8 protein-coding genes and 1 pseudogene are annotated in these 14389 nt (G+C 49.1%); 8 read left to right on the top strand and 1 reads right to left on the bottom strand.

All coding sequences use genetic code 11. The features are described from left to right. Window positions 1-30 precede the first annotated feature (30 nt). From OEL90_RS04120 to OEL90_RS04085, 8 genes and pseudogenes are all read left to right on the top strand, one after another. A complete protein-coding gene (locus tag OEL90_RS04120; RefSeq protein WP_291403129.1) occupies window positions 31-1803 on the top strand; it encodes a V-type ATP synthase subunit A in 1773 nt (590 codons plus the stop codon). Continuing rightward, window positions 1796-3211 carry a V-type ATP synthase subunit B gene (locus OEL90_RS04115; protein WP_291403131.1) on the top strand — a complete coding sequence of 472 codons (1416 nt, stop codon included), beginning with the start codon at window positions 1796-1798 and terminating at the stop codon, window positions 3209-3211. Before OEL90_RS04120 ends, OEL90_RS04115 begins: the two co-directional genes overlap by 8 nt. Further along, on the top strand, window positions 3208-3852 hold the full coding sequence (locus OEL90_RS04110; RefSeq protein ID WP_291403133.1) for a V-type ATP synthase subunit D: 645 nt from the start codon (window positions 3208-3210) through the stop codon (window positions 3850-3852). Before OEL90_RS04115 ends, OEL90_RS04110 begins: the two co-directional genes overlap by 4 nt. Window positions 3853-3907: 55 nt before the next feature. Continuing rightward, a pseudogene (locus tag OEL90_RS04105) lies at window positions 3908-4198 on the top strand (glutaredoxin domain-containing protein); the annotation flags it as partial. A gap of 154 nt (window positions 4199-4352) precedes the next feature. Further along, on the top strand, window positions 4353-9236 hold the full coding sequence (locus tag OEL90_RS04100; protein WP_291403267.1) for a cytidyltransferase: 4884 nt from the start codon (window positions 4353-4355) through the stop codon (window positions 9234-9236). Further along, window positions 9233-10531, top strand: coding sequence for a lactate/malate family dehydrogenase (locus OEL90_RS04095; protein ID WP_291403135.1), 1299 nt, complete (start codon window positions 9233-9235; stop codon window positions 10529-10531). The genes OEL90_RS04100 and OEL90_RS04095 overlap by 4 nt, the downstream gene beginning before the upstream one ends. Beyond that, window positions 10498-11556 carry a flavodoxin family protein gene (locus tag OEL90_RS04090; RefSeq protein WP_300687222.1) on the top strand — a complete coding sequence of 353 codons (1059 nt, stop codon included), beginning with the start codon at window positions 10498-10500 and terminating at the stop codon, window positions 11554-11556. The genes OEL90_RS04095 and OEL90_RS04090 overlap by 34 nt, the downstream gene beginning before the upstream one ends. Window positions 11557-12042: 486 nt before the next feature. After that, window positions 12043-12525, top strand: coding sequence for a hypothetical protein (locus OEL90_RS04085; RefSeq protein WP_300687220.1), 483 nt, complete (start codon window positions 12043-12045; stop codon window positions 12523-12525). Between the two features lie 473 nt (window positions 12526-12998). On the opposite strand, the gene rsgA is transcribed toward OEL90_RS04085, so the two are convergent. Next, window positions 12999-14078: a ribosome small subunit-dependent GTPase A gene (gene rsgA / locus OEL90_RS04080; RefSeq protein WP_300687219.1), complete on the bottom strand. Its 1080-nt coding sequence runs from the start codon at window positions 14076-14078 to the stop codon at window positions 12999-13001. Window positions 14079-14389: the final 311 nt, after the last annotated feature.

The raw sequence follows: 14389 nt of genomic DNA, 5'->3' as shown, positions 1-14389 counted from the left end.
CTGTTCTGACTGAAAGGCAGGTTGATAGAATTGGAAACAGGTCGAATCCTAAAAATTTCAGGCCCTCTGGTCGTAGCGGAAAATATGGCACACGCCAGTCTGTCAGACGTTGTCCGCGTTGGCGATAAGCGGCTGATTGGTGAAATTATTGAAATGAGGGGCGATAAAGCGTCGATCCAGGTCTATGAGGAGACGACAGGTCTGGGTCCGGGAGAACCTGTCGAAACGACAGGCGAAGCTCTGAGCGTTGAGCTTGGGCCAGGTTTGATCGCTTCTATTTACGATGGGATTCAGAGGCCGCTGACGCGAATCCAGGCTCAGAGCGGGGATTTTATAGAACGCGGCGTTGAAGCGCCGGCGCTGGACCGAAGCAAGCGCTGGAGTTTTGCCGCGTCCAAAAGCCCGGGGGAACGGGTTCAAAGCGGGGACATCCTGGGAGAGGTCGTAGAATCCGCTTTGGTGACCCATAAAATCATGGTACCGCCTGGTGTGCAGGGGGAACTGAAAAGCCTGAGCTCGGGAGAGTTTACGGTTGAGGAAACCATCGGCACAATAATGACAGAGGGCGGAGACCGAGAGATCTGCATGATGCAGAAATGGCCGGTCAGACTAGGGCGGCCTTTCGCGAACAAGCTCAGTCCCAGTGAGCCAATGATTACCGGTCAGCGCGTCATTGATACCTTTTTTACTGTTGCCAAGGGTGGTACGGCCTGTGTTCCGGGACCTTTTGGAAGCGGAAAGACGGTGGTGCAGCATCAACTTGCGAAGTGGGCGGATGTGGACATTGTCGTCTATGTAGGGTGCGGCGAGCGCGGCAACGAAATGACGGACGTGCTGAATGAACTGCCTGAACTGAAGGATCCTCGGACGGGTGAGTCGCTGATGCTCAGAACGGTATTGATCGCGAACACCTCAAACATGCCGGTGGCGGCGCGTGAAGCTTCAATGTACACGGGCATGGCAATTGCGGAATATTTCAGGGATATGGGCTATACTGTAGCGCTGATGGCGGATTCGACTTCCAGGTGGGCTGAAGCACTGCGGGAAATGTCCGGACGCCTGGAAGAAATGCCGGGGGAAGAGGGTTATCCGGCCTATTTGGGTTCAAGACTCGCAGACTTCTACGAACGGGCCGGCAAGGTCGTTTGTCTTGGCTCGGACCAGAGGCAGGCGTCTCTGACCGCTATTGGCGCGGTGTCACCGCCGGGTGGCGACTTGTCTGAGCCTGTGACGCAAGCGACGCTTCGCATGGTCAAGGTCTTTTGGGGCCTGGATGCGCAGCTCGCTTACAGCAGGCACTTCCCGGCGATCAACTGGCTGACTTCCTATTCGCTGTACCTGGAAAAAACCAGCGCATGGACTGAGGCGAATATACATCCTGAATTCATTCACCTTCGCAAAGAAGCTATGGCTTTGCTGCAAGAGGAAGCGGAGCTTATGGAGATCGTCAGGCTGGTGGGTTATGACGCGCTGTCCGAGCCGGATCAGCTGAAAATGGAAGCGGCGAGATCGCTGCGCGAGGATTTTCTGCAGCAGAACGCATTTCACGACATTGACTCCTATGCGTCGCTTCAGAAGCAGTTCAAGATGCTGTCCCTGGTCCTCAATTTCGCCAAGCGGGCTAATCAGGCACTGAATGAAGGCGCAGCCCTAAAGTCGATTCTGAAGCTTGCCGTCAGAGAACGGATCTCGAGATCCAAATATCTCAGCGAAGGGCAGCTTGAAGAATTCGAATCGATTGAGGCGCAGATGATATCTGAAATGGACAACGTCACCTTGAAAGGTGGTGAGGCAAGTGATTAAAGCTTATCATACCGTTCGTGAGATCGTTGGACCTCTGATGGTGGTCGACGGCGTTGAGGGCGTTAAATATGATGAACTCGTCGAAATTGAAACTCAAACCGGCAGTATTCGAAGGGGAAAAGTACTCGAAATCAGCGGAGACAAAGCGGTTGTCCAGTTGTTTGAAAGCTCAGCGGGGATCAATCTGAAGCAGACGAGTGCACGCTTTCTGGGAAAACCGTTGGAGCTTGGCCTGTCTGAAGAAATGCTGGGCAGGGTATTTGATGGAATTGGCAGAATCAAAGACGGGGGTCCAAAGCTGATCGCGGAGCGTTACGCAGATATCAATGGCCTTCCCATTAATCCGGTAGCCCGGGATTACCCTTCTGAATTTATCCAAACCGGGATCTCCGCCATTGACGGACTGAATACCCTGGTAAGAGGCCAGAAGCTGCCGGTTTTTTCAGGTTCAGGCTTGCCGCATGCTGAGCTCGCAGCTCAAATTGCCAGACAATCCAAGGTGCTCGGCTCCGATTCCAAATTTGCGGTGGTGTTCGCGGCCATTGGCATTACTTTCGAAGAGGCGCAGTTCTTTCTGGATGACTTTACAAAAACCGGTGCCATTGACCGCGCTGTCCTGTTTATGAACCTTGCGGATGAGCCGGCTGTGGAACGGATTTCAACGCCAAGGATGGCGCTGACAGCAGCGGAATTTTTAGCCTACGAGAAGGAAATGCATGTGCTCGTCATCCTGACGGATATGACGAATTACTGTGAAGCGCTCAGAGAAGTCTCCGCGGCGCGAAAAGAAATCCCAGGGCGCAGAGGCTATCCCGGCTATCTCTATACAGACCTCGCGAATCTCTATGAGCGCGCGGGCCGGATCAAGGGAAGAGCTGGTTCTATCACTCAAATTCCTATCCTCAGTATGCCTGAGGATGACATAACGCACCCCATTCCTGACCTGACGGGCTATATTACGGAGGGGCAGATCATTTTAAGTCGTGAGCTGCACAGAAAAAATATCATTCCGCCTATCAACGTGCTGCCGTCCTTGTCCAGACTGAAGGACAAGGGAATCGGAAAAGAGAAGACCAGGGAAGATCACGCGGATACTATGAACCAATTGTTTTCAGCATACGCCCGTGGACGTCAGGCCAAAGAACTGGCTCAAATTCTCGGAGAATCCGCGCTGTCAGAGTTGGATCAGCAGTTCGCGCGGTTTGCAGATGCCTTTGAGAAAAATTATGTTTCGCAAGGTTACACCGTCAACCGGGCCATCACAGAAACACTCGAAATTGGATGGACGCTTCTGAAGATGCTGCCTCGTCATGAGTTGAAGCGGATCAGAGATGCCTATCTCGATGAGTATTATCCGCAGTCTCGGGATCTGAATGCTTCAGAGTCTGAGAGCGGTGAAACCTCATGACGCGACTCAATGTGAATCCCACCAGAATGGAGCTGACGAACCTCAAGCGTCGAAGAACTACCGCTGTTCGCGGTCACAAGCTCCTTAAGGACAAGCAGGATGAGCTGATGCGGCACTTTATCGAAATGATTCGCGAAAATCACGACGTCAGACAGCAGGTTGAAGTTGAACTTTCCAGGGTATATAAATCCATGGCGGCAGCCAGAGGCGATTTGTCATCGACCTTTGTCGAAGGTGCTTTAATGCTGCCGGTTAAAACCCCTGAAGTGGACTTGAAACTGCATAATATCATGAGTGTCAAGCTTCCGGTCTACAGGGTTCTGACGTCCGGGTCCCAAAATCCGAAAATTGGATCCGGATCCAGCAGGATGCCTTCTCCGGCTGTCGAGCGCACGGCGGCTCAGTTTGATGCGCTGTTGCCAAAACTGGTTCATCTCGCTGAAATTGAAAAGTCCTGTCAATTGATGGCAGATGAGATCGAAAAGACGCGAAGACGTGTAAACGCCCTTGAATATACGACGATCCCGCAGCTTAACGAGACCATCCGCTATATTAAGATGAAACTGGACGAGAATGAACGCAGCAGCAATATCAGACTGATGAAGGTCAAAAGCAGACTGGTTGAAAAAGAGGAGGCGTAGATCTCGTATGAAAGACATAATCGTTTACACAACTAAAACATGACCTCATTGCAAAACAGCGAAAGAGTTTCTTTCGAAGAAGGGTTATCCTTATACTGAAAAAGATGTCAATGAGGATCTGGTTGCCCAGTCTGAATTCAGGAAGCTGGGACTTAGAGGTGTCCCGGCATTCAAAATTGGCGAAGATGTGGTGGTGGGACTGGACACCCAAAAAATCGAAGCACTGGTGGACTTTCAAATCCAGCGGTGCCCTAACTGCGGGATAAAAATCAGAGTTCCCAAAAATAAGGGAAAACTCAAAATAACGTGTCAAAGCTGTCAGACTCAGTTTTTTGTTGAGACTTGATGAAGTCACTGAGACACAACTATAAAAACGTACTTCTGAGGGGACAACCTTTATGGAGTGCGTTTTTTGGTCCTCTTTGTGGTAAGATAATCTTGGTACCCGTTACAGGGTGCAATCAACTCTCTTTTTGAAAGGGTGGTCGCCCGTGGTCGAAATGATTGTAAAGGCATTGCTTGAACGTATGCGAATGATGATGAATCCGAAATATGACAAAACTCTGTCGCTCCTCGACATGGTGTATCTGGAGAAAGCGTTGAACGCGCCTGTGTTTGAGGCGCGCATGAGTCACTTGATCCGCCAGAAATCCTACGGCGCCGTGGCTGTGTACAATCTGATGAAGCCGCTGCTCGAACGCCTGGCAGGGGACGAGTGGGTTGAGGATATGCTCGCCTACTGTCATGATTTCAGCATCAATCTGTCCTTTCCGGGAACGGTTGAACGCAGTGAGACCCCCAAACTCAATGCCGTAGCCAGAATTTATCTTATGGCGCTGAAGATTTTGTCTGAAGAGCAGAAGGACTCCAGGGACGGTACATGGGAATCCAAGTATGCCATTCGCTTTTTGACTGAAAAGGAGATTTTGGGGCTTGAGGATCCATCGGAATACCTGCGGTTCAAAAAATACTATGAGGACGACTTCGTCTATGAAATGATGAAGCTGAACCAGGCGCTCACGGGATATACTACGCTGGATCACGTCTGTGGCGTGCACCATCTGGCGGTGAAAATTGCGCGCCAGCTCAAGTATGCCCAGGTGCCCATTGATCTTGGCAGGGTGTCGGGTGCGGCCGCCGGCCATGATGTGGGCAAATACGGATGCCACGGAGACGAAATAAAGCGCGTTGCCTATTATCACTACTATTACACCGGCAAGTGGTTTGAGGAGCGGGGCATCACTTATATTCGAAACGTCGCCATCAACCACTCCACCTGGGATCTCGAGGTTGAAAATCTCTCGCTGGAATCCTTGGTCCTGATCTATTGTGATTTCAGAGTCAAGTCGGATGACGACAACAACATGCGCTTCTATACCCTCCAGGACTCCTTCCGGGTTATCCTGGACAAGCTGGACAACGTGGACGAAGCCAAGGAAAACCGTTACAGAAGAGTGTACAGCAAGCTTCTCGATTTCGAGGATTATATGCATCACCTTGGGGTCTGCACAGATCCGGATGTTGCGGACGATTTCAGTGCGCCATATAGGCGAAAACGTGTCCATTATTCGTTGATTCACGGGGACGCGCTGGTAACCCATGCGAAATTCACCTCCATTGAACACAACATTCTCCTGATGCACAGTCTCAGGGATGAAACGACCTTGAACCGTATGCTGGAAAGTGCCCGGGGACTTGAAAACGCCAACGATCTGAGAGGGTACATCGATATCCTGGAGGATTACAACACCTATCTGACCATTAAGCAAAAGCAGATCGTCATCAACTTCCTTTACAGCAAGCTCATTTCTTCGGAAGAGGATGTGCGCAAGCAGTGCGCGTTCCTGATGGGCGTTCTGATCGCCAATCTGGATGAAGCGATCCGCAAAGAGCTGCCGCCGAGCGCGGTCGTGGAGAGCCACGAAGAGGAAAGCGTGGACATGTTCAGGCGCTACCTGTACAGGATGCTGGAGCCGGAGCAAAAAATTATTGGAAAGCATAGAGGATGGATTGCCTACAGTATTCAAAACATGCTGCGCAGTTATTTCACAGCTCAAACAGATCTTGAGAAGCGCCGTGCCAGCATCCGGATTCTGTTTGAGGTCTACGAGCACTTCGCGGGAGATGCGGATAAACGTCAGTACATGCTGAACTCTTTCCGGGCCCTGCCTGTAGAAAGCATGGAAGATACCAGTACTCACCTGATGAGAGAAGTTATTGCGGATGCCCTGAGATCGGATAATTTGATCTTGAGGATCAACGCCATGAACGTATTGTCGGATCTGTTCCAAAATCCGGAGCTTGTGCCGGACAGAGCATTCTTGATAGACAGCCTGAATGCCATGGAAGAAGACGATATGCACATCGCTGAACGCTATGCGAGGGTGAGGATCCTTGAGACCATCGGCCAAGGAAACCGCCTTGAATTCATTCACCGCATTTTCCGGGAAGGCGGCGGTGAGATTTCGGACGTCTTCCTCAGCAACCTGAAAACGGCAACCCATGACATCATCAAGAAGTACCAGATTCACATGCTCCTGGATTACGCCACTCAGATCAAGCATTCGGAGGCATTTTACACAGCCATGCACTTCAGCAACCTCCTGAAGGTCAGTGCTTTTGAGTCTGTGCGAAACACGGCCGGAGCCGGGTTGATCCGCCTGATTGACGAACTGACCTTTGAGCAGCGCAATGACATTGTTATCGAGCTGCTCAGGGCTCTTGAAATGGAGAGCTACCAGTTTACCAGGTACATTCCGGAATATTTGGGCAAGATCATTCTCAGTGTCAAACCGAAGGAACTGGACGAAATTCTGGATGACTTTAAGGACAAAATGAAGCGGTCCAATGCGCAGATTGGCATGCTGATCGCCAAGACGGTCGGGGTCATGATCCGCAATTATGGCTTGTACAAGGTGGTCAACGGTGAAGAGGACGAGATTTACAGGGAGCGGCTCTATACTATGCTGGGCATCCTGCTGAATGGTCTGGTCAGCTATATTCCGAGTGTCACAGAGGCTTCTATAAGCGTCATAGGCAAGGATATCTTCGGCGATCGCGCTATGCCGTCTGAGGACAAGCTGCTGCTTTTCAAGATGGCCATCAAGAAAATTCTGACGCTCCATCACAATACGGACGAAACCAAAGAGTTGATTTTCCTCAACAATTCTTCGGGACTCAAGCACATCTACCACTTTATTTCGGATTACCAGCACAACCGGGGGAAAATCGAGATTCCGGTTAAGGATCGCGTGGCGTTTTTCCCGGGTTCCTTCGATCCGTTTTCGCTGAGTCACAAGCAGATTGCCCGGGACATCAGGAATCTGGGTTTTGAGGTTTATCTGGCCGTCGACGAATTTTCCTGGTCCAAGCGCACCCAGCCAAATCTGATTCGCCGTGAAATCATCAAGATGTCCGTGGCGGATGAACTCGAGATCTATACCTTCCCAAGAGACCATGCCATCAACATTGCCTACCCGCCGGACCTGGACTTCATTCGAAATGTGTTCGCCCCGTCGGAGGTCTATATTGTCGTGGGCAGCGACGTCATCCATAACGCTTCGGCATATCGAATCGGGCAGGCGAAAGCGGCCATCACGTCTTTTCCGCACATTGTGTTCGACCGCCGGATAGATGGCGGCGAACTTGAGGATGAAGTCTTGAAAGACAAGATGGCAGCGCTTCCGGAGAACAGCATTGTGCTGTCCTTGCCGCCTCAGTATGAGTTGATCAGTTCAACGCAGATCCGGAATTATATCGATGACAACAGAGATATCTCCGAGCTGGTGGATCCCCTCGCGCACCGCTATATTTACGAAAAGGGCCTCTATCAGCGGGAGCCGCAGTTTAAGGAAACCATGACCACAAAATCGCTCAACGTCGAAATTGTCACGGATCCGGACGAGACGCTGCTGCGCTGCCTGGCAGAATACGTTGGGCAGGAGCCGGAGCAGTTCGTGGAAAAAATCAGGGAAGCGTCAAAACTGACGGATTTCAGGATGCTGATTGTCCGGGGCATGGAGAGCGACGTTCCGCTGGTGGGCTTTTCGTGCTTCCATTGGCTGAGATCTGCGAACATTTACAAGGAGTTCAGCAGTGAAATGCTGATGAATACCATTCGTGACGAGTGCATGGGACGGATTATAGTCATTGATGGCATCTACGCCACAGAAAACCGGATGCACCGTAATCCCAAACAGATGCTGCTGACGGAGACACTGGCATTTTGTCTCGCCAAGGACTATACAAATGCACTTTTCAGAGATGTGGTCACCGGCCGGATTGACCCGGATATGGTTGAGATTCTTGAACTCCAGGGATTTTTGCCTATGGAAAGCGACAGCCCAAGTGAGATCGTTTACGCCGTCAACATGTCGTCACCATGCACTCTGAACCTGGACATCAAATCCTTGATCAAGGACCCTTACAAAAACTCCGAACGCGTCACATCTGCCATCCTGAGAGCCAGAAAGCGCCTTCAGCGCGCCATGACCAGGCTGTATCCGGGACATCTCGTCCTCAGCTTCGACCGGTCAATGATCTATGAAAGTCTGATCAAGAAGATTTGTGATGAGAACCAAGTGCCTACTACGCCGATGGTTCCGAGACAGCTGGGTGAGTATATGTGCGTCCCTTTCGGCGATATTTTGAAGCGCTGGATCATGCCGAATACAGTCACCAAGGCCATTCACGTTGAAAAATATTTCAATTTTTCATTGGAAAATTACAAAATCGAAGCCTATCCTTATTATCTGGATTTGGACAATCAGACCAACATGCTGAAATCCTTCAACAGACCGGTCATGATGGTGGACGACATCCTGGATAAAGGGTACCGCATTAAGGAAATTGAGCCGGTCATGAGACGCCATGACGTCAAGATCCAGAAGATTTTTGTCGGCGTGCTGTCAGGAAGAGGCAAGGCTTTGATGGAATCCAAAAACATTGACATTGAGACCGCCTACTTTATACCGAGGATCCGCGTCTGGTTCAATGAAGGTAAAATGTATCCCTTCATAGGCGGCGACGCAGTCTGGAAGTCGGACGCGCCGGAACGCAACATGATCCCGTCCGTCAATCTGATTCTGCCTTACGCGTCGCCAAGCTTTATCAAAGGGGCGAGTGTCACCAGCATCTATCAGCTTTCGGAGACCTCCATTGAAAACAGCAGGGAAATATTGATGGCCATAGAGGAAGAATACCAAAGGGAGAACGACCGCTTACTGACGTTCTCCAGACTGGGTGAAGTTTTTGTCTATCCGAGATTCCCGGACAAAGGCGAGGACATCCGCTATGATGTGAATCGGAAAGTCAGTGAATATTTGGATCTCGAACTCGAGAATCTGAGAAAACTTAAAAAAATGCTGGTGGTGGATAAAACTTGAGAATATACCGTTATGAAGACTGTCTGATTTTAAGTGAGCAGAGCATCAAATCCCTGGAAAAGAACAGAATTTTCCCCGAACCGGATGATGATTTTGGCGATATTCATTCCTTATACTACGCGATCCGGACAGGCACCCATTCCAAAGTACTGACGCGTTTTGTGGACGACAGTGACGCTATGGAGGATAAGGAAACACTGAGATATCTGGTGGATCATAAACGCGGCAGGAGTATTGTTTCAGAGCTCGAGCGATATCTGCCCGTTCACCTCATTCAAGCTTTAAGATCGTTGAAGGCCTTTTTCATCAACATAGACTCGCCCCGTTGGATGGAGGCGCTCGGCAGCGCGCCCCTCTCAAGACCGGCTAAAATCAATATCATGGGCCTTGGTGATGTAGGCAGCACCCTTGCCGTAGGACTCTTGCTGCAAGGTGAGAATAGTGTTGCGGAAATTGGGCTGTATGACCTTGACGAAAAACGCATTGAGCGCTGGGTCATTGAGCTCGGTCAGATCGCTCGAGGCTCCGGCGATAATTTTCCTAAGGTTCGGGGACTGAAGCATGATGAACTCATGGACTGCGACGTCTTTGCCTTTACGGCCACGGCAGGCATTCCGCCGCTCAGTGTCACCACCGGAGATGTTAGAATTATCCAGTACGAAGGAAACTCAAAAATAGTGGATGAATATGCGCTCTTGGCCCGCAGCAAAGGCTTCAAAGGCTTGTTCGCCGTGGTGTCTGATCCTGTTGACCTCCTATCCCGACGCGCTTATGATTCCTCCAACCGCAATGAGTACGGTGCTTTTGACAATAAAGGCTTGCTGCCGGAACAGGTTATGGGTTTTGGCCTTGGGGTCATGTATGGGCGTGCCCGATACTTCGCCAGAGAAATGGACTTCAATTTTGAGCATGGAAGGGCGTATGGTCCTCACGGAAAAGGTCTGGTGATTGCCAATGATTCTTTGAGAGGACAATATGATCCAAAAATTTCTGAAAAGCTGACGCATATGACGGTAGAAGCGAATCTAAGGATCCGTGAACTCGGGTATAAACCCTACATCGCGCCGGCGCTGGCGTCCGGTGCTTTGTCGATTCTGGATGCCCTGGAAGGCCGTTGGCATTATAGCTGTGTCAGCATTGGCGGCGTTTATTTTGGCTGCCGCAACAGAGTGACGCCCTATGGCCTCGAAGTAGAGCGGAAAATGATGGACCCTAAATTAGTGCGGCGCATAACTGATGCTTATGAGGAGCTGGAAAATCAATGGAGATTCTTACAGTCATCAGCCCTGGTCTAAAAACAGAAAAGCTGCGCCGAATGATTTCGGATGTTGTGGCTGGCACGGGTTACGACCTTGAGCTCGTGACTTACAGGGAAGATTGGCCTGTGGATTACAGAGGAAAAAAGCTCCTGTTCGCGGTTGAGCTGGATGAGGTAGGCAGTGATTTTGAATTTATGGCTTACCTTAAGGTACTTGCGGCGTCTTCACCAAACTTTGAAGGCGCCCATGCGGCTTTGATTCTGAATGCCTCTTCGGAGCTTTTCAGCAAGACTTTTGCAAAACTGGCAATCTTCAATCTCAACAGTCTGGGACTTGGATTTATTGGAAAGCCACTGGTCGAAGCGCTTCCGGACGACATCAACCTGAAAACCTGGCAGAGGCATCTTCCTGGGACGCGTCCGGAGATTCTTAAAAAACTGTGCAGTGACCTGGGATTCAGGTTGAGTCAGGCAAAACCGGATAAGCTGGACAGACTCCGCCTTATGGTCATTCACAACAGCGATCTTCGAACTTCCAACACTCTGATGCTGACGCATATGGTCATACAGAGGCTGGCACAGCGGTTGGGCGAGCGGCTTCAGGTTGAGGAAATTCGTCTGGAGGATGGGACGATCCGGGATTGCCGGGGGTGCACCTTCCATACTTGCATGACCTTTGCGGAACAAAAGGCCTGTTTTTATAATGGGGATAACTTCGATAAAATATTTGCTTCAATTGAGGATACCGACGCAATTGTCTGGGTATGTCCCAATTATAATGATACGATCAGCGCGACATTGATGGCGACGATCAACCGAATGTCCGGCATCTACAGAACCGTCCGCCTGGATCACAAGCGGATTTACGGGGTTGTCGTTTCGGCGAACTCCGGTGGAGACAGCGTCGCCATGCAGCTCATAGACGGTCTCTGCCTGAATAAAGGATTTATGCTGCCGCCGTATTTCGCATTGATTGAGATTGCCAATGAACCTCTGAGCGTGTTGAGGAATAAAGGGATCGACACCAGGATAGACGCCTTTGCGGCCAGGATTGGGCTTTAAGTAAGGTGGGAAGTTGAGGTAACTTGGATGTGGGGACTGCCTAAGGCGGTGAACAGCATCCGGTACACCTCGATTCCCATCTTTCATTTTTGACTCTAAAAAAATCTTTTTAAGGGCTTGTCGCCTATTTGAGGGTCTGAGAGGGCTTGACCGACCTGTTAGAGAAACATAATATTAAGGTTGCCAGTTTCTGGTCTTGAATTTTCAGAATATTGTGATATAATTAGGCCATACAAAAAGTTAAGAGATCAGTTGCTTGCTAGTGTACTTTAATCCCGTAAAGGCGTTAAGTTCACCATTAGGTTAATTGTATCATCTTAATTTTTTCGTATTTTTGAAGCTCACCGAGTAAGGAAAGGGGTGGTTCCACCAAATACAAATGCAGAAATTTTGAGTTTGATTTCGAGTGGACATTCGTCTTTTCCATCCCGACGCTCTAACCGTTAAGTTTGGTTGGCGATTCGGCAGCCTAAACGGCATGTTGATGTGACGAGTGACTCTGCGAAACGCACATCAACACCAGCAACACCTGTATTACAAGCTATACCTGTATTACGAGCAACACCTGTATTACAAGCAACACCTGTATTACAAGCAACACCTGTATTACAAGCTATACCTGTATTACAAGCTATACCTGTATTACAAGCTATACCTGCAATACAAGCTATACCTGTATTACAAGCTATACCTGTATTACAAGCAACACCTGTATTACAAGCTATACCTGTATTACAAGCTATACCTGTATTACAAGCTATACCTGTATTACAAGCTATACCTGTATTACAAGCTATACCTGCAATACAAGCAATGCCTGCAATACAAGCAACACCTGTAATACAAGCAATGCCTGCAATACAAGCAACATCAGCAACACTTTTATATCTGCAATACCTCAACACCGTCAACATCATCATGGATCAAAGTTTTAAATCTACACCATTTTTAATCAATAAAGGTACCTGAATTAACGTTTTTAACACGTAATACCGCTGTACAGCAAAAAGAATGACCAGCAACACATTAATTTGAATTACCAGCAACACATCAATAATTAACACATCAACAAGAAACACATCAATACCGGCACTACCAGTACCATTACGTTGATTTTGTATTGGCAATACCGGAATATCAAAGTTTGTTTCAAAAGCAATAAAGCAGTTAACAATTGAATAGCAATACGCAACAAAGGTTTTTGAATTACCATGATGTTGACAGCAATACGCTTTAAGAATTTAAGTAAAATTTAAGCGAAGTTAATGCAGTTTGCAGTGGTTGGCGCTACATCAACCCACTAGGTAAGTCGGTGAGCATAAGCATCAACACTCGAGTGGAAAAAATTTAATTGTAAAGGAACATCGTGTTTTGGAAATTGAAATGTACAGTTAAAGGCACGCTCCGTAAGTAACAGGAACGTGCCTTTAGCTTTTTTTTGTTTATTTCTTACGCCTCAGGTAAGGATCCTGGCGCAGCTGTTTGTGGATGATCTTCCACTTGTTTCGCATCTCGTTTCTAAGCTCAGGATCTGTTTTGCTTTCGATATATTTAGCTTCGCGCTGAAGCTTGTGATAGTGGTCCAGTTCTCTTTGCTCCAGCGTCTGAAGCTCAATCGCTTCGAGAACGGCGCAGCCTGGCTCGTCGATATGACGACAGTCCTTGAAACGGCAGTTTGCCGCTAGTGACTCAATTTCTTCAAAGGTATTCTCGACTCCACCGTCAGTCCGCCAAAGTCCAAATTCTCTCATTCCAGGCGTATCCAGCAGATAGGCCCCGCCCGGCAGCTGAATGAGCTCCCGGTGGGTTGTGGTATGGCGGCCTTTACCGTCACCATCACGAACTTCTTTAACTTTCATGGTGGTTTGATGGGTTAGTGCATTTACCAGAGATGACTTACCCACACCTGAAGCCCCTACAAGCGCAAGCGTCGCACCAGGGTGGAGCCATGGGGAAAGCCCGTCAAGACCCTCGTTCATCAGGGCGCTGATGGCTATGACGCTGACGCCGTGAAGTCTGGTTTGAAGATCTTTAACGACAGTTTCCCACTGCGGACATAAATCCCGCTTGGTCAGCAAAATCACCGGCACACCGCCGCTGTCCCATGCGGCGCTTAAATACCGTTCAATAGTATTAAGCCTCATTTCAGGGGTAACAGGCAGGGCGATCAGGACATAATCAAAATTGGCTGCGACAACCTGCTCCACAAATGCTGTCCCCGCGGCTTTTCGCACCAGTGCGCTGCGGCGTTCAATTAAACCGTCGATTAAGGCGAGGGTCTGATCTTCAGAAAATTTTAGGCCGACGTAATCCCCGGTCACAGGGTAATCAGAAGGGGAAAGTGCGTTGTGACGAAATCTTCCGGTCAAATCTGCCTGCAGTTCTCCTTTGGCACTGACAACACGCCAGGCATGACCATAGGATGCTGTGACTCTTGCAGGTTCCAAGGCATCTCCAAAGGTTCGGATCCATTGACTTTTAAGACGTTCATCCATGAAGAACGTCATTGATGATTGATTCAATATAAAACCTCCAATATCCAAAAAATAAAAATGAACGGGCTAACCCCGTTCAGCATAGGACAAGTCATTCTTCTGACAGACACGACAAAAAGAGGGTAGCCTCATCTTGTTTTGCGCTGCCTGAAGAAAAAAACTTAGACGAAAGGTTGGTGGACCAGAGCAGCTGTCCCGCTCTGCGCATTATTGTCAGATCACAATATCCTCAAAAGTCACACTCTGCGTCATAAAACAACACTCCTTCCGCCCGGAGGCGCAGTTTATTTAGAACTTCGACTTCAGAATAAAACAAAACCGGACCAGTGTCAAGCATT

This window comes from Acidaminobacter sp., from assembly GCF_030247605.1.
In the GTDB taxonomy this organism is placed as follows: Bacteria; Bacillota; Clostridia; order Peptostreptococcales; family Acidaminobacteraceae; genus Acidaminobacter.
This window is presented reverse-complemented; position numbering and strand designations above follow the sequence as displayed.